We start from the raw sequence: 20422 nt of genomic DNA on the forward strand, positions 1-20422 counted from the left end.
GGATGCACGGTTTGTAGCCAAGCTCGACTGCTCAAAGCTATTTTCCCCGTGGTCAAAGGCTACGAGCTGAAGCTGTATGAATGCGCCAGCTGCGGTAGCGATCTGTGGCTAGTTGCCAGAGCGTCCAGATCATCGAAGCCCAAGCGGCAGAGGGGAAGAGCTCCTCGAGGTACGCGGCTCAAGACCATCGAGGCGGCGTTGAAGGCCGCTGCTCGTGCCGCAGTTGCTCCAAAGCTAAAAGGCCCGCCAGCGTGAACCGGCGCAGGAGCTTTCGTCTGATCCGGATACGGAAAAGCCGCAGCGCGGTTCCAGCCCCACTGCGGCCCATCCCGGGCAACTTGAAATGACTAGGGTTTAAATCTCGCCGGTGTTCCTACGGTAGAACACCCCGTTCCGAAAATGGACTCCGTATAACTACCGGAGTTCACGGTTCCACCCATTGTCATTAACAGCCGAACATGGCACAGCTCGCTCTTCCAGCCCCCAATGCTCCCGGCTGCCGATTCAATTGCGGATCAGTGCGCCAGGAGTGCTAGGCCCGCCAGTATGACCGGCGGGCCTTTTGCTGTCACCGTCTCAGTCTCCGGCGGTGCGTTAGGAGTCCGGACCGTCCTGCCAGAGTTCAAGACCATCGGGGCGAGCCTCACTGGTCATCACAAAGGTGTCGTGCGATCCGCCGGTGTGGCCGCCGAAACACCAGCCGCGCGCGCCGACGATACGCCCAAGCGGCTGGTCCGTTTGAAGGCGTACCAGCTCGGCCAGTGCGCGCGCCACGCCGGCATCGTGACGCTTCATATAGCCGATCGCATAGACCAGGTTTTGTCGCCGCGCGGCTTCGATCAGTGACGCAGCCTGGTCCGTCGTGTAAGCCATCGGCTTTTCCGACAGTACGTGGCGGCCGCTGTCGAGCGCATCCAGGACTATCGGGCCGGTCGCGCGACGCTTGGTCACGACGACGACGGCGGAGACCTCGCGATCCGCGAGTAGCTCGTGGTGCGTCCCGTATATCCGCGAGACGCCGAATTTCTGTGCTGCTGCGGCAGCGAGATCAGGCCGGAGATCAGCGATCGCGACGACGCGGCAGGCGGGATTGGCGGCGAAATTGGCAAGGTGGCACATCTGGCCGACCATGCCCGTTCCGACAATGCCAATTCCTGGCTTCACGTGCTACGCTCCCGCTGCGCGCTTCCGGACGACGAGGAAATGCGCTGGCTGTCCCCAGTCGTTGAGGAACGCCTGATCGGATTGGGTGAAGGCGGTGACCCCTGCCATATCCCGCTGCGCGATCGCGCTGAAGATATGGTGGAGCTCTCGAGCGTCGCGGCAAAGGCCTCGAGCTCGGCCGGGTCGTCGGCAAGAATCTCGGCGCTTCGGATCGTCGCGCGCAGCGAGGCCAGACTCGCAATTACGCGCGGCAGGCTGTCGCCGAAGGGATCGTCGATCATCCTATCGACATCGAGCACCAGCGCTTCGATCGAAGCCGAGATCGCGCCCCACGGCTTCGGCCTTGCCGACCAGATAGAGCTTGCGTCCGCCGAGGAAGCTGAGGCGGCTGCGACCGAGGTGACGCGTCGCGCGCTGCAGCTTCTCGTCGCCGGACAGGACCTTTTTGTGCCAGTAGACGGCAAGGCTGTCGTGATAAGATGGCCACGCGGAATGGATATCAAATCCTTGACCGTGCGCCGCCGTGCACAAGGCCGCCGCATCGAGAAAGTAGCGGTAGCGGACGAAGGGGTTTTCGAGCACGTCCATCAGCCGGGATTCGAAGCTGCGGGTGTGCGGAATGCTGTCCCACTTCGCTTCGAACAGCGTCTTCGCGGTTTTGAGCGCAGATCGGCCCGTCAACGCCTTGCCGGCCGCGTGGACCGCCTTGAGTGCGAGTTCAAAGAAGCCGCCGTAGCGCTCATAGTAGGAGACGACGGCGAAACCGTCCGGATTGAGCAACCGGTGAAAGATGCCGAGCCAATTTTCGGTCGGCTGCACTGTGTAGATGAATCCTTCGGCATCGATGACGTCGAAGCGACGATCGCTGCGGAATGCCTCGACATCCGACGATACAAGCTCACGCAGACATGTCGTTTGGCCGAATTGCGCGAAGTAAGCGTGAATTTTGGCGTGCGCATGCCGGTTCGGCTCAGCGAGCGTCAAGTTCGCTCCCCACCGCGCAAACACCAGTGCGTTCTCGCCGGAATCGGGGCCGAACTCCAGCACCTCAGCGTCTTGGAACAGGCGCGGCGGCAGCACCAGCTTGTCCGAAAACAACTCCCGTCGCTGGCCGGCATAGGCTTCGAGCGCGGCGGACGATTTGAAATTGCCGAACGTCGGCAGAACGTCTTGGCGTTCGTAATAGTTGAAGAGTTTATCCTCAGCCATGCAGCGACCCTGCGGCGGCGTCGAGCCGGTCGAGTTCGCTCCAGATGTCGGACGGCGCGAAGATCGAGACGATCTGGAGCGGGCGCTTCAAATTCTCGCGCAGCCGGTTGCTGACCTTGTCTTCATTCTCCTGGTTCACGGCGAGAAGACAAACCAGCGGGCCGAATCTGCCGGTGAGGTCTTCCGGCGAGCGGATCGGAATGCCGGTGCCGGGCAGGAACAATCCCTGGCGCTCCTTCTGGTCGTCGACCGAGACATCGACCAGCTCCGCGAGTTCGTGGGCATTGGTGAAGGTGCAGGTGCGCGGCAGCCGGCGCCGTAGATTGCGATCTCGGCGCCGCTGGCGCGGGCCTTGGCGAGGATCGGGCGGAGACGGGCGCCGTACTCCCTCGCACGCTGACCGAATTTCTCGCCGACGCCAGCCGGCGCAGGCGGCGCTGTCACTGCGCCTGTGGCGCGGCGGGCTGCGATGGCCAGGCTGCCGCCGCTGAAATTGTATTTCTTGACGGAGACCGCCTCGAAGCCATGGCGCGCCAGCAACGCAAGCAGCGTCGGCTCGGTAAAGTAACTGACGTGCTCCTCCCAGAGCACTGAGAGGTCGCCCGCCATGGAGCCGGGCGCGAAATCAGGCACGTCGATGAACAGCAGTCCGTCGTCGCTGAGCGCGATCTTTATACAGGCGAAGAAGTTCTCGAAATCGATGATGTGTTCCAGCACCTGTCGCGAGACCACGAGATCGAACTTGCCGGCGTGTGCGACCGCATCGTGGCACAGTGCCGGGCTGATCATGTCGGCATAGACCTTGATGCCGCGCCCGCGGGCGATCTTGCCTGAGACCGGGTTGGGCTCCACGCCGACCAAGACCTTCGCGCCGCGCTCGCGCAACCGGTCCATGAACAGGCCGTCGTTACATCCGATCTCGAACACAGATTGATGCTTCGAGAATTTCGCGATGGTATCGAGCTCGTCCACTTGGTGCGGCTCCGGCTTCCAGCTGCTGAAATTGTAGTTGAACTGCCGATACAGAATGTCGGGGTCGATCGGTCTGACGATCTGGGGCAGGCCGCAATCGCCGCAGGCCTCCTGAAGAGCCATGGCGCGGCCAGCGTCGTGATTGCCAACAACATGATCGCCAATGTCGACAATCTCGATCCGCTGGTGATCGTGGTTCGCGATGTGCTGCGCGGGACGGCCTGTTCGTATTCGAGACGCAATACGGCGTCGACGTCACCGAGAAGAATCTGCTCGATACCGTTTATCACGAGCATCCGTCGTATTCTAACATCAAGCCGCTGACGCGCTTCTTTGCGCGACTCGGGATGGAATTGATCGACGTCCAGCACATCTGGACCAAAGGTGGCTCGATCCGCGTGACGGTTCAGCGCGCGGGCGGCGCCAAGAAACCGTCGGCGGAGGTCGCGCGCTTCATCGCCGAGGAAGACCGGCTCGGCGTCGATCAGCCGGCCTATTACGCGCCCTACGTCAAGAGAATCGCAGCCATTCGCGACGAACTGGTCGCGATGGCCGATGCCGCCCATGCGCAGGGCCAATTGGTCGCCGGCTACGGCGTTTCGGTCGGCACCACGGCGCTGCTGCCGCAGTTCGGCCTGGAGAGCAAAATCGACTTCCTCGTGGACGACGATCCCAAGAAGGGGAACGTGATGGCGGGCCCGGGGTACGACATCCCGATCCTGCCCCCCGCCGCACTCTACGAGCGCAAGCCGGCCTTCGTCGTCGTCTTCGCCTGGCGCTATGTGGACCCGATCCGGGCAAAGCACGCCAGCTATTTCGCCGAGGGCGGAAAGTTCGTGGTGCCGTTGCCGGGCATTTCCATGGTCGACAGTGCCGTCTGAGGGGCGATCGCCAAAAGCGCCCGAGGGGAGGGCGCTGATGGGCGATCTGCAGGGAACGGGTCAACGCCTTTTGGGACGCGCCCGTAAGAGACGGATAAGCCCTTGATCGGTTTGGGCTCTGCTTGGTCGTCCAAGCAAAGCCGGCCGGGCCGGGAAGGCTCCCTCGATCTTGACCTTTGGCCCCATCCGCAGTAGATACCCCGCACTCGCAGCCGGCCCGTTAGACGCGGATCTCCGGCGCGGCTTTGAAATCCCCGAACATCAGAGCCCGGTTTTCCGGCTCATCCTTCGAGACAGAGGGCTGGGCCACAGGCGGCTGTTCGGATCCCCGAAATCCTTATTGGCGTCTCAAACGATGGCAGTCAGCCCGTTCAAGTTCTTGCAGGAAGTGCGCTCGGAGACCGCCAAGGTCACCTGGCCGACCCGTCGTGAGACCACGATCACAACCATCATGGTTTTCGTGATGGTCGCCGTGGCCTCGATCTTCTTCTTCGCCGCCGACCAGATCATCCGCTACCTCATCACCTTCCTTTTGGGCATTCACTGATGGCAACAGCCGCCGCAACCCAATCGTCCGACAAGCGCTGGTATATCGTCCACGCTTATTCGAACTTCGAGAAGAAGGTCGCCGAATCGATCCGCGAGCAGGCCAAGCAGCGCGGTCTCGAGGAGCTGTTCGAGCTCGTGCTGGTTCCGACCGAGAAGGTCACGGAAGTGCGCCGCGGCCGCAAGATCGACGCCGAGCGCAAGTTCTTCCCGGGCTACGTGCTGGTGAAGATGAAGCTGACCGACGAGGCGTTTCATCTCATCAAGAACACGCCGAAGGTGACGGGCTTCCTCGGCGCGGAAAACAAGCCGATGCCGATCTCGGAATCCGAGGCCATGCGCATCCTGCACCAGGTACAGGAAGGCGTGGAACGGCCGAAGGCGTCGGTGTCGTTCGAGATCGGCGAGAACGTGCGCGTGGCCGACGGCCCGTTCGCCTCGTTCTCGGGTGTGGTCGAGGAAATCGACGAGGCGCGCTCGCGCGTGAAGGTTGCGGTGTCGATCTTCGGTCGCGCAACGCCCGTGGAACTGGAATTCGGTCAGGTCGAGAAGGTCTGACCGGGTGCGCGTGAGACTCAGGTCTCGCGCAGAGAGAGGCCGTGGGAGGGAGAGGGCGGTAGCCAGCCGCATCCGACCCAGACCACGAACCTGAAACCGCCGGCGCTTGCCGGCACAACAGGAGTGATACATGGCAAAGAAAGTGACCGGATACCTGAAGCTTCAGGTCCCGGCCGGTGCGGCGAATCCCTCGCCCCCGATCGGTCCCGCGCTCGGTCAGCGCGGTCTCAACATCATGGAGTTCTGCAAGGCGTTCAACGCCCAGACCCAGAAGGAAGAGAAGAACACGCCGATCCCGGTGATCATCACCATCTATGCGGACCGTTCCTTCACCTTCGAGATGAAGACGCCGCCGATGTCCTACTTCCTCAAGCAGGCCGCCAAGATCCAATCCGGCTCGAAGGCGCCGGGCCGTGACAAGGCCGGCAAGGTGACCAAGGCGCAGGTGCGCGAGATCGCCGAGAAGAAGATGAAGGATCTCAATTGCGATACCATCGAATCGGCCATGAAGATGGTCGAGGGCTCCGCCCGTTCGATGGGTCTGGAAGTTGCGGGGTAAGCGGCTATGGCAATCGGAAAGCGTTTGAACAAAGCCCGCGAAGGTGTTGACCGCGAAAAGCTTTACCCGCTCGCGGACGCCATCAAGATGGTCAAGGAACGCGCGAAAGCGAAGTTCGACGAGACCATCGAGGTCGCGATCAATCTCGGCGTCGATCCGCGTCACGCCGACCAGATGGTCCGCGGCGTCGTGACCCTGCCGAACGGCACCGGCCGTACGCTCCGCGTCGGCGTGTTCGCCCGTGGCGCCAAGGCTGATGAGGCCAAGGCTGCTGGTGCTGACGTCGTCGGCGCCGAAGACCTGGTCGAGAAGGTGCAGAACGGCGCGATCGATTTCGACCGCTGCATCGCCACCCCCGACATGATGCCGCTGGTCGGTCGTCTCGGTAAGGTGCTCGGCCCGCGCGGCCTGATGCCGAACCCGAAGATCGGCACGGTGACCATGGACGTCACCGGTGCGGTGAAGGGTGCCAAGGGCGGCTCGGTCGAGTTCCGCGTCGAGAAGGCGGGCATCCTGCAGGCCGGCGTCGGCAAGGCCTCGTTCTCCGAGGAGAAGCTGGTCGAGAACATCAAGGCTCTCGCTGACGCGGTCGCGAAGGCGAAGCCGGCTGGCTCCAAGGGCACCTACATCCAGCGCGTTGCGGTGTCCTCGACGATGGGCCCGGGCGTGAAGGTCGAGCCGGGCACCATTCTCGGCTGAGGTTTGGAAATTGCAAGAGGCGAGGGGCGGAATCGGGCAACCGATTCCGCCCCTCGTCGTTTGTGGGCACATCCACCGGAAACAAGAACAATGGCTGACAAGGTCCTGGTCTACTCGCGCTTTCCCAAGTCGATGATGGCGCGCTTCGCCGAGCGGTTCGAGCTGCTCGACACCGGTGGCAAGCCCGCCCACGAGGTGTTTTCGGCCGGCGAGCTCGGCGGCATCCGCGCGCTGCTGACCGCCGGCGGCTCGCCGCTGGGGGCGGAGGCGATGGATCTGTTCCCAAAGCTCGGCGCGATCGTCTGCTACGGCACCGGCTATGACGGCGTCGACCTGAAAGCTGCCGCTGCGCGCAACATCGCGGTCGGGCACAGCCCGGGCGCCAATGCCGCCTCGGTCGCAGATATCGCGATGACCCTGATGCTGGCGACGACGCGGCGGATCCTGGTGGCCGACCAATATGTCCGCAGCGGCGATTGGTCCGCCTCGAAACAGTCGCCGATGATGCGCCCGCAAGCCGGCATGCCCGGCCGCCGCATCGGCGTCTACGGCATGGGCCAGATCGGCCGCAAGATCGCCGCGCGCTGCGCCGCGTTCGAGAGCGAGGTCGGCTATTTCAGTCGCAGCAAATACGATCTGCCCTATCAATATTTCCCGACTTTGGAGGCTCTGGCCGATTGGTGCAGCGTGCTGATGATCGCGGTGCGGGCAGGGGCGGAGACCCAGCATGTGATCAACGCCGATATCCTCAGGCGGCTCGGTGCGGACGGCTATGTCGTCAACATCTCCCGCGGCTCCGTTATCGACCAGAAGGCCCTGATCGCGGCGCTGACCGAGAGGACCATCGCCGGCGCCGGCCTCGACGTCTTCGAGAAGGAGCCGCACGCCCCCGACGCGCTGACGGCGCTGCCGAATGTGGTGTTCGCCCCGCATATCGGCGGCCACACCCTCGAATCGCATGTCGCCATGCAGAACTGCGTGCTGGCGAACCTGAGCGCATTTTTCGAGGGCAAGCCGCTACCGTATGAGGTCAAATCGGCCTGAATCGGCCCTTGTCGGCCCGGATCAAGCCGAACCGGCAACGGATTGGAACTGGTGCGAATTTTGCTCTTGGCAATCCGGCAGAGAGCGGTTAAAGAGCCGCTTCCGGACGTGCCGGCCTTGGCTGGCGCGTTCGTGCACGCATTCCGAAAACCCGACACGCAGGAGATCATTCCTTTTCAGGACGTCCGCAAGGATTTGCCCGAAAAGGAAGGAAAATCCATCGGCCGGTGGGATGCGGGCAAAGGTCAGACGGTTCGCCGGCTGGCCTTGTCCTGTCCAAGACTGCAGGCGCCCGCGGGAAATTTCGATTTCTCAACGGCTTAATCGCATGGCCTGCATAGACGGGTGAAGACCGGATTTCACTTCGCTTTCCACTTGAGGGTGGTCGCGGAAGGAGTTTGGTTCGGACCTCGACACCCCGTGGACCTTGCAAGGGTTCCGGGAGGGCAGGCTTTAATCGTTGTCTCGCCCCGGCGTGTCCAAAGGGTTTTGGCCCAGAGGTTCAGGTTTGAGCGGGACAATGGGTGCAACCCGGCGGTCCCGCTTTCGCGATGACCGCCAACCGGAAAGAGCTTGCTGTGGAACGAGCGGCAAAAAAGGAAGCGGTCGAACAGCTCAATGGGGTCTTCAAGACCACGAGCGTCGCGGTCGTTGCCCAATATTCCGGCCTGACCGTTGCCCAGATGCAGAAGCTGCGCATGCAGATGAAGCAGGCTGGCGCCTCGGTGAAGGTCTCGAAGAACCGTCTCGCCAAAATTGCTCTTGAAGGCACTGACGTCGTTGCCATCGGCCCCATGCTCAAGGGACCGACCGTGATCGCCACTTCGAACGATCCGGTAGCGGCGCCAAAGGTCGCCATCGAATTCGCCAAGGCGAACGAAAAGTTCGTCATCATCGGCGGCTCGATGGGAAAGACCGTCCTGAATGTCGACGGCGTGAAGGCGCTTGCCTCGCTGCCGTCGCTTGACGAACTGCGCGGCAAGATCGTCGGCCTAATCGTGGCCCCGGCGACCAAGCTCGCTCAGCTCGCCAACGCGCCCGCGGGCAAGCTCGCGCGCGTCATCCAGGCTCATGCCTCAAAGGGCGAAGCGGCCTGACGCCCTTCGCAAAACTCAAACCCGAACCAGACTTACACTCAAGGAAACTGAACAATGGCTGACTTGCAGAAGATCGTTGACGACCTCTCGAGCCTCACCGTGCTCGAAGCCGCTGAACTGGCGAAGCTCCTCGAAGAGAAGTGGGGCGTTTCGGCTGCCGCGGCTGTCGCCGTGGCCGGCCCGGCTGGTGGTGGCGCTGCCGCCGCTCCGGCGGAAGAGAAGACCGAGTTCACGGTCGTTCTCGCCTCGGCTGGCGAGAAGAAGATCGAGGTCATCAAGGAAGTCCGCGCCATCACCGGTCTCGGCCTCAAGGAAGCAAAGGACCTCGTCGAGGGTGCTCCGAAGCCGCTGAAGGAAGGCGTGAACAAGGAAGAAGCCGAGAAGATCAAGGCCCAGATCGAGAAGGCTGGCGCCAAGGTCGAGCTCAAGTAAGCAACGCTTACGGGGTCCCGGGCCGAGGCCCGGGACCTTTTCTGCCCCTCAAGAGGGCGACCTCAAGATGGCAGTCAGATGCAAAAGGCGTGCGACGGATCGTCCCGACGCAGGCCAGACACGAAAATGTGTGGGGATTTGAGGGTTTACCCCTCGAATCTGCACTATTGTCGCCCCATATCGGGTCGGCAGCACGAAAGCGCGGTGGGCAGGGATGCCGGATTTCCCTGTAAGCCGTTGGGAGAGCAGGCTATTTCGGGCTTTTGCAGTCCGTGAAGAGGATCGTTGTGACGGGCGGGCGTGCCTATGCGCCCCGCGCGTCGTTTTGCGTTTTGAAGGTCTGAAGAACAGATTCAGGACATGACGGCCTGAAACTGGATTTTCGGTTCCCCAAAACGGGTTCGAAAAATTCAACCCGGGGAGCGGCGGCAGCTGCGTTCCGGACGGTTCGCCCAGAGCGGGCGACGAAAATGAGAGGCCACGATGGCGCAGCAGACATTCACCGGTCGCAAACGCGTTCGCAAGTTTTTCGGACACATCAAGGAAGTCGCCGAGATGCCGAACCTCATCGAGGTTCAGAAGGCGTCCTATGACCAGTTCCTGATGGTCGATGAACCCGCGGGCGGGCGCCTCGACGAGGGCCTGCAGGCTGTGTTCCGTTCCGTGTTCCCGATTTCCGACTTCTCGGGCACGTCGATGCTGGAATTCGTCCGCTACGAGTTCGAGCAGCCCAAGTATGACGTCGACGAGTGCCGCCAGCGCGGCATGACCTTCGCTGCCCCCCTCAAGGTGACGCTGCGCCTCATCGTGTTCGATATCGATGAAGAAACCGGCGCGAAGTCGGTCAAGGACATCAAGGAGCAGGACGTCTACATGGGCGATATTCCGCTCATGACGATGAACGGCACCTTCATCGTGAATGGCACCGAGCGCGTCATCGTCTCGCAGATGCATCGTTCGCCGGGCGTGTTCTTCGACCACGACAAGGGCAAGACCCACTCCTCGGGCAAGCTGCTGTTCGCTGCCCGCGTGATCCCGTATCGCGGCTCCTGGCTCGACATCGAGTTCGACGCCAAGGACATCGTCTATGCGCGTATCGACCGTCGCCGCAAGATTCCGGTGACGTCGCTGATGTTCGCCCTCGGCCTCGACGGCGAGGCGATCCTGTCCACGTTCTACAAGAAGATCCTCTACAAGCGGACCAAGGAAGGCTGGCGCGTTCCGTTCGACGCCAACCGTTTCCGCGGTTACTCGACCATCAACGACCTGATCGACGCCGACACCGGCAAGGTCGTGCTCGAGGCCGGGAAGAAGCTCACCGTTCGCGCCGCCCGCCAGCTCCAGGAGAAGGGGCTCAAGGCGCTGCGTCTGTCGGATGAGGAACTCGTCGGCAATTACCTCGCCGAGGATCTCGTCAACCCGAAGACCGGCGAGATCCACGCCGAAGCCGGTGAAGAAATCACCGACAAGTCGATGAAGGCCCTCAACGAGCACGGCTACAAGGAACTGCCGCTGCTCGACATCGACCACGTCAATGTCGGCGCCTATATCCGCAACACGCTCTCGGCCGACAAGAACATGACGCGTGAAGACGCGCTGTTCGACATCTACCGCGTGATGCGCCCGGGCGAGCCGCCGACGCTGGATTCGGCGCAGGCGATGTTCCAGTCGCTGTTCTTCGATGCCGAGCGTTATGACCTCTCCGCGGTCGGCCGCGTCAAGATGAACATGCGCCTCGACCTCGATGCGCCCGACACCCAACGCACGCTGCGCAAGGAAGACATCCTCTGCGTCATCAAGACGCTGGTGGATCTGCGCGACGGCAAGGGCGAGATCGACGACATCGACCATCTCGGCAACCGCCGTGTGCGCTCGGTCGGCGAGCTCATGGAGAACCAGTACCGCATCGGCCTCCTGCGTATGGAGCGCGCGATCAAGGAGCGCATGTCCTCGGTCGACATCGACACGGTCATGCCGCAGGATCTGATCAACGCCAAGCCGGCGGCTGCCGCCGTGCGCGAGTTCTTTGGCTCCTCGCAGCTTTCGCAGTTCATGGACCAGACCAACCCGCTGTCGGAGATTACCCACAAGCGCCGCCTCTCGGCACTTGGACCGGGCGGTCTGACCCGCGAGCGCGCCGGCTTCGAGGTGCGCGACGTGCATCCGACGCATTACGGCCGCATCTGCCCGATTGAGACGCCGGAAGGTCCGAACATCGGTCTGATCAACTCGCTCGCCACCTTCGCGCGCGTGAACAAGTACGGTTTCGTCGAGACGCCGTATCGCAAGGTCAAGGACGGTCGCGTCACCGACGAGGTCGTGTATCTCTCGGCGATGGAAGAAGGCCGCTACTCGGTCGCCCAGGCCAACGTGCCGGTCGACGCCAAGGGCCGCTTCACTGAAGACCTCGTGGTCTGCCGCGCGAGCGGTACCCGCGACGTCGTGCCGATGACGCCGGACAAGGTCGACTACATGGACGTGTCGCCGAAGCAGCTCGTTTCGGTCGCCGCGGCGCTGATCCCGTTCCTCGAGAACGACGACGCCAACCGCGCGCTGATGGGCTCGAACATGCAGCGCCAGGCGGTGCCGCTGGTTCGCGCCGAGGCGCCGTTCGTCGGCACCGGCATGGAAGGCGTGGTTGCGCGTGACTCGGGTGCTGCGATCGCGGCGCGCCGTTCGGGCGTGATCGACCAGATCGACGCGACCCGCGTCGTTATCCGCGCCACCGAAGATCTCGATCCGACCAAGTCGGGTGTCGATATCTACCGTCTGATGAAGTACCAGCGTTCCAACCAGTCGACCTGCATCAACCAGCGTCCGCTGGTGAAGGTCGGCGACATCGTCAAGAAGGGCGACATCATCGCCGACGGTCCGTCGACCGATCTCGGCGAGCTCGCGCTCGGCCGGAACGTGCTCGTCGCGTTCATGCCGTGGAACGGCTACAACTTCGAAGACTCGATCCTGCTCTCCGAGCGGATCGTGAAGGAAGACGTGTTTACCTCAATTCATATCGAAGAATTCGAGGTGATGGCCCGCGACACCAAGCTCGGACCTGAGGAAATCACCCGCGATATTCCGAACGTCTCGGAAGAAGCGCTGAAGAACCTCGACGAAGCCGGCATCGTCTACATCGGTGCAGAAGTGCGCGCCGGCGACATCCTGGTCGGCAAGATCACGCCGAAGGGCGAAAGCCCGATGACGCCGGAAGAAAAGCTCCTGCGCGCCATCTTCGGCGAAAAGGCCTCCGACGTTCGCGACACCTCGCTGCGCGTTCCCCCGGGCGTGCAGGGTACGATCGTGGAAGTCCGCGTGTTCAACCGCCACGGCGTCGACAAGGACGAGCGTGCGCTGGCGATCGAGCGGGAAGAGATCGAGCGTCTGGCCAAGGACCGCGACGACGAGCAGGCGATCCTGGACCGCAACGTCTACAACCGTCTTGCCGAGCTCCTCGAGGGGCGGCAGGGCATTGCCGGTCCCAAGGGCTTCAAGAAGGACACCAAGATCACCCGTGCGGTGCTCGAGGAGTACCCGAAGTCGCAGTGGTGGCTGTTCGCTTCGCCGAACGACAAGCTGATGGCCGAGATCGAGGCCATGCGGAAGCAGTACGACGAGTCGAAGAAGGGGCTCGAGCAGCGCTTCCTCGACAAGGTCGAGAAGCTTCAGCGCGGTGACGAATTGCCGCCCGGCGTGATGAAGATGGTCAAGGTCTTCGTCGCGGTGAAGCGCAAGATCCAGCCCGGCGACAAGATGGCCGGCCGCCACGGCAACAAGGGCGTGGTGTCGAAGATCGTGCCGATCGAGGACATGCCGTTCCTCGAAGACGGCACGCACGCCGACATCGTGCTCAACCCGCTGGGCGTGCCCTCGCGCATGAACGTCGGACAGATCCTCGAGACGCATCTCGGCTGGGCTTGCGCCGGCCTCGGCAAGCGTATCGGCCAGACGGTCGATGCTTATTTGTCGAAGCAGGACATCAAGCCGCTGAAGGAAACCTTGAAGAAGGTCTACGGCGAGGACGAGACGATCAAGACGCTCAACGACAGCGAGCTGCTTGAACTCGGCCACAATCTGAGCCGCGGCGTGCCGATCGCTACGCCGGTGTTCGATGGCGCCAAGGAGACCGACATCGAGGAGATGCTGAAGCTGGCGGGTCTGGACGCATCGGGTCAGTCGACCGTCTATGACGGCCGCACCGGCGATGCCTTCGATCGCAAGGTGACGGTGGGCTACATCTACATGCTCAAGCTGCACCATCTCGTGGACGACAAGATCCACGCGCGTTCGATCGGTCCGTACTCGCTCGTCACCCAGCAGCCGCTGGGCGGCAAGGCGCAGTTCGGCGGCCAGCGTTTCGGCGAAATGGAGGTGTGGGCGCTCGAAGCTTACGGCGCGGCCTACACGCTCCAGGAAATGCTGACCGTGAAGTCGGACGATGTCGCCGGCCGTACCAAGGTGTACGAGGCGATCGTGCGTGGCGACGACACCTTCGAGGCCGGTATTCCGGAATCGTTCAACGTGCTGGTCAAGGAAATGCGCTCGCTCGGCCTCAACGTCGATCTGCACAATTCCAAGATCGGTCCGGCACCGACGTCGGAAGCGGCCGAGTAACACGACCTTTCATGCCCGGCCTTCGCGGCCGGGCATTGGCGCCCCTCCCGATGCCTTGAGGGCAGGGCGCCCCGCTCGAGTGATTTTCGAATTTGCGGCCGGAGGCGACCGGTACGCGAGGAGAAGACGATGAACCAAGAAATTATGAATCTCTTTAACCCGACGACGCCGGCTCAGGTCTTCGACCAGATCCGGATCTCGATCGCGTCCCCGGAGAAGATTCTGTCCTGGTCCTACGGCGAGATCAAGAAGCCGGAGACCATCAACTACCGTACCTTCAAGCCCGAGCGCGACGGCCTGTTCTGCGCCCGCATCTTCGGACCGATCAAGGACTACGAGTGCTTGTGCGGCAAGTACAAGCGCATGAAGTACAAGGGCATCATCTGCGAGAAGTGCTCGGTCGAGGTCACGCTGTCGCGCGTTCGGCGCGAGCGCATGGGCCACATCGAGCTGGCGGCGCCCGTTGCTCACATCTGGTTTTTGAAGTCGCTGCCCTCGCGCATCGGCCTTTTGCTCGATATGACGCTGAAGGATCTCGAGCGGATCCTCTACTTCGAATACTACGTCGTGCTTGAGCCGGGCCTGACCGCGCTGAAGGACCGTCAGCTGCTGTCGGAAGACGAGTATCTGAAGGCGCAGGACGAGTACGGCCAGGATTCCTTCACCGCCATGATCGGCGCCGAGGCGATCCGCGAGCTGCTCAAGGGCATGGACCTCGAGAAGCTCGAGCTGTCGCTGCGCGCCGAGATGCAGGAGACCGACTCCGACATCAAGCACAAGAAGCTCGCCAAGCGTCTGAAGATCGTCGAGGCCTTCCGCCACTCCGGCAACAAGCCGGAATGGATGATCCTGACTGTCGTTCCCGTGATCCCGCCGGACCTGCGTCCGCTGGTGCCGCTGGACGGCGGCCGCTTCGCGACCTCGGATCTCAACGACCTCTACCGCCGTGTCATCAACCGCAACAACCGCTTGAAGCGGCTGATGGAGCTGCGCGCGCCCGACATCATCATCCGCAACGAGAAGCGCATGCTTCAGGAAGCGGTCGATGCGCTGTTCGACAACGGCCGCCGTGGCCGCGTCATCACGGGTGCCAACAAGCGCCCGCTGAAGTCGCTCGCCGACATGCTCAAGGGCAAGCAGGGTCGCTTCCGTCAGAACCTGCTCGGCAAGCGCGTCGACTATTCAGGCCGTTCGGTGATCGTGGTCGGTCCCGAGCTGCGCCTGCATCAGTGCGGCCTGCCGAAGAAGATGGCGCTCGAGCTGTTCAAGCCGTTCATTTATTCGCGGCTTGACGCCAAGGGCCTGTCCACCACCGTGAAGCAGGCGAAGAAGCTGGTCGAGAAGGAGCGGCCCGAGGTCTGGGACATCCTGGACGAGGTGATCCGCGAGCATCCCGTGCTGCTCAACCGCGCGCCGACGCTGCATCGTCTGGGCATCCAGGCGTTCGAGCCGGTACTGATCGAGGGCAAGGCGATCCAGCTTCACCCGCTGGTCTGCTCGGCGTTCAACGCCGACTTCGACGGCGACCAGATGGCCGTGCACGTTCCGCTGTCGCTTGAAGCGCAGCTGGAAGCGCGCGTCCTGATGATGTCGACCAACAACATCCTGCATCCGGCGAACGGCCAGCCGATCATCGTGCCGTCGCAGGACATCGTGCTCGGTCTCTACTACGTCTCGATCATGCGCGAAGGCCTGCCCGGCGAGGGCAAGCTGTTCGGCGACATGGCCGAGCTCGAGCACGCCCTGCATGCGAAGGTCATCCACCTCCACACCAAGATCAAGTATCGGTGGGAAGGCATGGACGAGACCGGCAAGATCTCCAAGCGCTGGATCGAAACCACCGCCGGCCGCGTCATGCTCGGCAATCTGCTGCCGAAGAACCCGCGCATCTCGTACGAGATCATCAACAAGCTGATGACCAAGCGCGAGATCTCGGGCGTCATCGACCAGGTCTACCGTCACTGCGGCCAGAAGGAGACTGTGATCTTCTGCGACCGCATCATGGCGCTCGGCTTCTACAACGCGTTCAAGGCCGGCATCTCGTTCGGCAAGGACGACATGGTCGTTCCGCACTCCAAGTGGAAGATCGTCGACACCACTCGTACGCTGGCGAAGGATTTCGAGCAGCAGTACAATGACGGTCTGATCACCCATGGCGAGAAGTACAACAAGGTCGTCGACGCCTGGTCGAAGGCCACGGAAGAAATCGCCAAGGCGATGATGAAGGAGATCTCCTCCACCAAGAAGACGGCGGCTGGAGCCGATGCCGACATCAACTCGATCTACATGATGGCTCACTCCGGTGCCCGCGGTTCGCCGGCCCAGATGCGCCAGCTTGCCGGCATGCGCGGCCTGATGGCCAAGCCGTCGGGTGAGATCATCGAGACGCCGATCATCTCGAACTTCAAGGAAGGCCTCTCGGTTCTCGAGTACTTCAACTCGACCCACGGTGCCCGTAAGGGCCTCGCGGACACCGCGTTGAAGACCGCGAACTCCGGCTACCTGACCCGTCGTCTGGTCGACGTCGCGCAGGATTGCATCATCACGCAGTCCGACTGCGGCACGAAGCTCGGCATCAAGATGCGCGCCATCGTCGATGCCGGCACCGTGGTCGCTTCGCTCGGTTCGCGCATCCTCGGACGCACGGCCTGCGAAGACGTGAAGGACGCTTCGGGCAAGGTGATCATCAAGCGCGACACGCTGATGGAAGAGAGCCATCTGGACGCCATCCAGCAGGGTGGTGTGCAGGAGGTGAAGATCCGCTCGGCGCTGACTTGCGAACTCGTCAACGGCATCTGCGGCAAGTGCTACGGCCGCGATCTCGCTCGCGGTACGCCGGTCAACCACGGCGAAGCGGTCGGCGTCATCGCGGCGCAGTCGATCGGCGAGCCGGGCACCCAGCTGACCATGCGCACCTTCCACATCGGTGGTGCGGCGCAGCTCAACGAGCAGTCGTTCGTCGAAGCCAATTTTGACGGCAAGATCGTGATCCGGAACAAGGCCATCGCCCGCAACAGCGAAGGTCACCTGGTCGCGATGGTCCGCAACATGGTGATTGCGATCGTCGATGCGGACGGTACCGAGCGTGCGACGCACCGTATTCAGTACGGCGCGCGCCTGCACGTGGACGAGGGCGACATGGTCAAGCGTGGCCAGCGCATCGTCGAGTGGGATCCGTACACCCGTCCGCTTCTCACCGAAGTGGAAGGCACCATCGGCTTCGAGGATCTGGTCGAAGGCCAGTCGATCTCGGAAACGCTGGACGAGGCCACCGGTATCGCCAAGCGCGTTGTCATCGACTGGCGCTCGACCCGCGGCGGCTCGGACCTGCGTCCGGCCATCGTGGTCAAGGGCAAGGACGGCAAGGTGCTGAAGCTCGCCCGTGGCGGCGATGCCCGCTACATGCTGTCGGTCGACGGCATTCTGTCGGTCGACGTCGGAGCCAAGGTCAACCCGGGTGACATCCTCGCCCGTGTCTCGACCGAAAGCGCCAAGACGCGTGACATCACCGGCGGTCTGCCGCGGGTGGCGGAACTGTTCGAGGCACGGCGTCCGAAGGATGCGGCGATCATCGCCGAAATCGCGGGCACCATCCGGTTTGGACGCGACTACAAGAACAAGCGTCGCATCTCGATCGAGCCGATGGACAAGACCGACGAGCCGCGCGAGTACCTGATCCCGAAGGGTAAGCACATCCACCTTCAGGACGGCGACATCGTCGAAAAGGGCGACTTCATCGTGGAAGGCAACCCGGCGCCGCACGACATCCTTGCGGTCAAGGGCATCGAGGAACTGGCGGCCTACCTGGTCAACGAGATCCAGGAGGTCTACCGGCTCCAGGGCGTGCTCATCAACGACAAGCACATCGAGGTGATTGTCCGTCAGATGCTCCAGAAGGTGGAAGTCACCGACCAGGGCGACACGGACATGATCTCCGGCGAGCAGGTCGACAAGATCGAGTTCGACGCGCTCAACGAGAAGGCCAAGGAAGAGGGCAAGAAGCCCGCCACGGGTACGCCGGTTCTGCTCGGCATCACCAAGGCGAGCCTGCAGACCCGCTCCTTCTTCTCGGCGGCCTCGTTCCAGGAGACCACCCGCGTCCTCACGGAAGCGGCGGTCAACGGCAAGGTCGATCCGCTCGAAGGCCTCAAGGAGAACGTCATCGTCGGCCGGCTGATCCCGGCGGGCACCGGCGCCTCCATGGCCAAGATCCGCGAAGTCGCGATGAAGCGCGACAAGCTGATTCTCGACGAGCGCGAGAAGCAGGCGGCCGTTGTGTCGCCCGCCCCGGAAGCGGAGCTTCCTGCGCTGCCGCCCGCGGAATGATCGTTCATCCGTAGGATTACTGAGGACAATGAAAAGGCCGGCGAAAGCCGGCCTTTTTGCTGCTTTGTTTGCCTGTTGCGATGCGGGATCAACCTTTGTTCATCTTTCCTTCAGGCGCAAAAGCGCTTCTGCTAAGGGAACTTAGACCGGTGGTCCCGTGACGGGGGCAGGGCCGGAGACCACGGAACTAACATGCTTGATCTCGCAATCGTTGGCGGCGGCCCCGGCGGGCTGATGAGTGCTTGGTACCTGAAGCGTAAGCTTGGCGACCTCTGCCGCATCACCATCTTCGAGGCCTCCGACCGGCTCGGCGGCAAGATCGTCACGCGCAAATTCGATTCTGCGCCGGCGATGTACGAGGCCGGCGTCGCCGAGATCTACGACTACTCGATGACGGGTCCAGATCCGCTGCGCGAGCTGATCCAGCATTTCGGCCTGCAGACCATTCCGATGGACGCCGAACAGGTCCAGTTCGGCGGCGAGCTGCTCGACGACGTCGCCGGCATGCGCCGCAAATATGGCGCCAAGACCGCGGCGGCGATCGAGGCGTTCCGCAAGCGTTGCGCCGACGCGATGTCGCCGATCGAGTATTACGAAGGCGTCGGCGCCCACGACAACGAGAACCCCTGGGCCTACAAGACTGCCGAACAGGTGCTCGACGAGGAGGTCAAGGACGAGATCGCCAAGCGCTTCTTCAAGGTGATGGCGCGCTCGGATATCGCGACGGAGAGCCACAACACCAACGGCCTCAACGCGCTCAAGAACTACCTGATGGATGTCGACGGTTATATCGGTCTCTACTCCATCCAGAATGGCAACGAGCAGCTGATCGAATGCCTGCAGTCGGAGGTCAACGCCGACATCCAGCTCAATCATCGCGTGCTCGCCGTCGGCAAGGCGTCGACCGGCCGCTATCAGCTCAAGATGATGAACGGGAAGGGGCCGGAGACGCGCGACTTCGATCTCGTGCTGGTCTGCCTGCCGCATTCCTGGCTCTCCACGATGGGGTGGGAAGGCGAGCAGCTGCGCAAGTCGATGGTCAAGCACGTCTCCTATTTCGATCGTCCGGCGCACTATCTGCGCGTCTCGATCCTGTTCGACTCTCCGTTCTGGGGTGAAAAGATTCCCGGCGCCTGGTTCATGTCGGAAGCCTTTGGCGGCTGCTGCGTCTACAACGAGGGCGCGCGCCACGACGTCGGCAAGCACGGCGTCTTGAACTGGCTCATTCCCGGTTCCGATGCGCTCGCCTTCGCCAATCTGTCGGATCAGGAGCTGATCGACGCCGCGCTGAAATCGCTGCCGGCCTCGCTCGGGGACGCGCGTGGGCACTTCATGGAGGGCAAGATCCACCGCTGGCTGTCGTCGGTGAATGCTATTCCGGGCGGTCTGCCCGTGCGCGACGTCATGACCAACCACCGGCCCGAGCCGAAGGAACATCCCGGCATCGTCGTGGTCGGCGATTACCTGTTCGACTCCACGCTGAACGGCCTCCTCGATTCCTCGGACGCAGCGACCGACATCATCCTGACCGAGATGATGCGCCTGCGCCGCGAGCGCGCGCGGGAAGAGGGCGAGCCGATCTCCGACAAGATCGACCGCGACTATTTCGAGAACTATCGCGGCCTCGGCCCCTATAGCGAAACGTGGAGTCATTTCACCGATCCCGACTATCTGACCAAGCTGATCGGCATCGTCTGGGGCAAGGCCAAGGGCGCCAAGCTTCTGGTCGCGGGCTCCGCCAGCGGCGAGCTGGTCGGCGCGCTGCGCGATCGCGGCATCGATGCCTGGGGCATCGAGAACAACCGTGCGATCCACGCCAAGACGCCGAAGGCGCTGAAGAAGTACAACAAGCTCGGCTCGATCACCGACATGCCGTTCAAGGATGGCAGCTTCGACTTCGTGTTCGAGACCAGCCTCTGCCACGTTGCCCCGAAGCAGGTGGTCCGTGCGATCCGCGAGTTGAACCGCGTGGTCAAGACCGGCCTCGTGTTCGGCTCTGTCACCTCGGACATGGCATCAGCCGTGATCGACCGCTACGACCTCTTGCGGGGGGTCAAGAAGCTCGGCACCTGGTGGGAATGGTCCGAGCTGTTCTTCGGCAACGGCTTCGATCTGTCGATGCACCGCAAGGACTGCACGGACGCGCTCTGGACCGCGACGCTCGCCGCGGGCAAGGGCCCAGGGCAGTGGTACGCCGACGCCGACAGCTTGCGCTATTCCTTCTTCGACAAAGTCGAGGACGAAGACGACGACTAAGCATCACAGGGCGGATGAATTCGCCAATTGTTTTGCCGAATTCATCCTGATCGCATAGAATCGGTGCAAGT

16 protein-coding genes and 2 pseudogenes are annotated in these 20422 nt (G+C 62.7%); 12 read left to right on the plus strand and 6 right to left on the minus strand.

The window, feature by feature from the left end; translation table 11 throughout:
* Positions 1 to 594 precede the first annotated feature (594 nt).
* From L6639_RS10855 to L6639_RS43275, 6 genes and pseudogenes are all read right to left on the minus strand, one after another.
* Positions 595 to 1164: a Gfo/Idh/MocA family protein gene (locus L6639_RS10855; RefSeq protein WP_237861423.1), complete on the minus strand. Its 570-nt coding sequence runs from the start codon at positions 1162 to 1164 to the stop codon at positions 595 to 597.
* Positions 1161 to 1463 (minus strand): hypothetical protein, encoded by a 303-nt coding sequence (locus tag L6639_RS10860; protein ID WP_237861424.1) that lies wholly within the window; start codon positions 1461 to 1463, stop codon positions 1161 to 1163. Before L6639_RS10860 ends, L6639_RS10855 begins: the two co-directional genes overlap by 4 nt.
* A complete protein-coding gene (locus L6639_RS10865) occupies positions 1447 to 2373 on the minus strand; it encodes a class I SAM-dependent methyltransferase (protein ID WP_237861425.1) in 927 nt (308 codons plus the stop codon). The genes L6639_RS10860 and L6639_RS10865 overlap by 17 nt, the downstream gene beginning before the upstream one ends.
* On the minus strand, positions 2366 to 2512 hold the full coding sequence (locus L6639_RS43265) for a hypothetical protein (protein ID WP_237861426.1): 147 nt from the start codon (positions 2510 to 2512) through the stop codon (positions 2366 to 2368). The genes L6639_RS10865 and L6639_RS43265 overlap by 8 nt, the downstream gene beginning before the upstream one ends.
* Positions 2513 to 2554: 42 nt before the next feature.
* Positions 2555 to 2959: pseudogene (locus tag L6639_RS43270) on the minus strand (hypothetical protein); the annotation flags it as partial.
* Positions 2941 to 3468 (minus strand): annotated as a pseudogene (locus L6639_RS43275) (class I SAM-dependent methyltransferase); the annotation flags it as partial. The pseudogenes L6639_RS43275 and L6639_RS43270, both read right to left, overlap by 19 nt.
* Before the next feature lie 224 nt (positions 3469 to 3692).
* On the opposite strand from L6639_RS43275, the gene L6639_RS10890 reads away from it, so the two are divergent.
* The 12 genes from L6639_RS10890 (at position 3693) to L6639_RS10945 (ending at position 20351) form a co-directional block, all read left to right on the plus strand.
* Complete coding sequence (locus L6639_RS10890; RefSeq protein ID WP_237861428.1) at positions 3693 to 4226, plus strand: methyltransferase C-terminal domain-containing protein; 534 nt, start codon at positions 3693 to 3695, stop codon at positions 4224 to 4226.
* A 355-nt stretch (positions 4227 to 4581) separates the two neighbouring features.
* On the plus strand, positions 4582 to 4773 hold the full coding sequence (gene secE / locus L6639_RS10895; protein WP_007611620.1) for a preprotein translocase subunit SecE: 192 nt from the start codon (positions 4582 to 4584) through the stop codon (positions 4771 to 4773).
* A complete protein-coding gene (gene nusG / locus L6639_RS10900) occupies positions 4773 to 5330 on the plus strand; it encodes a transcription termination/antitermination protein NusG (RefSeq protein WP_015685389.1) in 558 nt (185 codons plus the stop codon). The genes secE and nusG overlap by 1 nt, the downstream gene beginning before the upstream one ends.
* A gap of 130 nt (positions 5331 to 5460) precedes the next feature.
* Positions 5461 to 5889, plus strand: coding sequence for a 50S ribosomal protein L11 (gene rplK / locus L6639_RS10905; protein WP_011088164.1), 429 nt, complete (start codon positions 5461 to 5463; stop codon positions 5887 to 5889).
* A gap of 6 nt (positions 5890 to 5895) precedes the next feature.
* Positions 5896 to 6588 carry a 50S ribosomal protein L1 gene (gene rplA, locus L6639_RS10910; RefSeq protein ID WP_128951210.1) on the plus strand — a complete coding sequence of 231 codons (693 nt, stop codon included), beginning with the start codon at positions 5896 to 5898 and terminating at the stop codon, positions 6586 to 6588.
* A 90-nt stretch (positions 6589 to 6678) separates the two neighbouring features.
* The gene (locus tag L6639_RS10915) at positions 6679 to 7632 is read left to right on the plus strand and encodes a 2-hydroxyacid dehydrogenase (protein WP_237861430.1); all 954 of its coding nucleotides are present in this window, start codon (positions 6679 to 6681) and stop codon (positions 7630 to 7632) included.
* 51 nt (positions 7633 to 7683) lie between these two features.
* A complete protein-coding gene (locus L6639_RS10920) occupies positions 7684 to 7956 on the plus strand; it encodes a hypothetical protein (RefSeq protein WP_237861431.1) in 273 nt (90 codons plus the stop codon).
* A gap of 254 nt (positions 7957 to 8210) precedes the next feature.
* Complete coding sequence (rplJ, locus tag L6639_RS10925; RefSeq protein ID WP_140976519.1) at positions 8211 to 8729, plus strand: 50S ribosomal protein L10; 519 nt, start codon at positions 8211 to 8213, stop codon at positions 8727 to 8729.
* 54 nt (positions 8730 to 8783) lie between these two features.
* Positions 8784 to 9161, plus strand: a complete 378-nt coding sequence (gene rplL, locus L6639_RS10930; protein WP_018647233.1) for a 50S ribosomal protein L7/L12 — start codon at positions 8784 to 8786, stop codon at positions 9159 to 9161.
* 483 nt (positions 9162 to 9644) lie between these two features.
* Positions 9645 to 13769: a DNA-directed RNA polymerase subunit beta gene (gene rpoB, locus L6639_RS10935; RefSeq protein WP_237861433.1), complete on the plus strand. Its 4125-nt coding sequence runs from the start codon at positions 9645 to 9647 to the stop codon at positions 13767 to 13769.
* A gap of 129 nt (positions 13770 to 13898) precedes the next feature.
* Positions 13899 to 18095, plus strand: coding sequence for a DNA-directed RNA polymerase subunit beta' (gene rpoC, locus L6639_RS10940; protein WP_237861434.1), 4197 nt, complete (start codon positions 13899 to 13901; stop codon positions 18093 to 18095).
* 192 nt (positions 18096 to 18287) lie between these two features.
* Positions 18288 to 20351, plus strand: coding sequence for an FAD-dependent oxidoreductase (locus tag L6639_RS10945; RefSeq protein WP_237861436.1), 2064 nt, complete (start codon positions 18288 to 18290; stop codon positions 20349 to 20351).
* The last annotated feature ends 71 nt before the right edge of the window (positions 20352 to 20422 follow it).

It is taken from the genome of Bradyrhizobium zhengyangense, from assembly GCF_022012555.1.
Lineage (GTDB): Bacteria > Pseudomonadota > Alphaproteobacteria > Rhizobiales > Xanthobacteraceae > Bradyrhizobium > Bradyrhizobium zhengyangense.

Coding starts and splice junctions, on each gene's coding strand:
- L6639_RS10865 (WP_237861425.1), bottom strand. CDS start 2,373: ATGGCTGAGGATAAACTCTTCAACTATTACGAACGCCAAGACGTTCTG.
- L6639_RS10890 (WP_237861428.1), top strand. CDS start 3,693: ATGGAATTGATCGACGTCCAGCACATCTGGACCAAAGGTGGCTCGATC.
- secE (WP_007611620.1), top strand. CDS start 4,582: ATGGCAGTCAGCCCGTTCAAGTTCTTGCAGGAAGTGCGCTCGGAGACC.
- nusG (WP_015685389.1), top strand. CDS start 4,773: ATGGCAACAGCCGCCGCAACCCAATCGTCCGACAAGCGCTGGTATATC.
- rplK (WP_011088164.1), top strand. CDS start 5,461: ATGGCAAAGAAAGTGACCGGATACCTGAAGCTTCAGGTCCCGGCCGGT.
- rplA (WP_128951210.1), top strand. CDS start 5,896: ATGGCAATCGGAAAGCGTTTGAACAAAGCCCGCGAAGGTGTTGACCGC.
- L6639_RS10915 (WP_237861430.1), top strand. CDS start 6,679: ATGGCTGACAAGGTCCTGGTCTACTCGCGCTTTCCCAAGTCGATGATG.
- rplL (WP_018647233.1), top strand. CDS start 8,784: ATGGCTGACTTGCAGAAGATCGTTGACGACCTCTCGAGCCTCACCGTG.
- rpoB (WP_237861433.1), top strand. CDS start 9,645: ATGGCGCAGCAGACATTCACCGGTCGCAAACGCGTTCGCAAGTTTTTC.
- rpoC (WP_237861434.1), top strand. CDS start 13,899: ATGAACCAAGAAATTATGAATCTCTTTAACCCGACGACGCCGGCTCAG.
- L6639_RS10945 (WP_237861436.1), top strand. CDS start 18,288: ATGCTTGATCTCGCAATCGTTGGCGGCGGCCCCGGCGGGCTGATGAGT.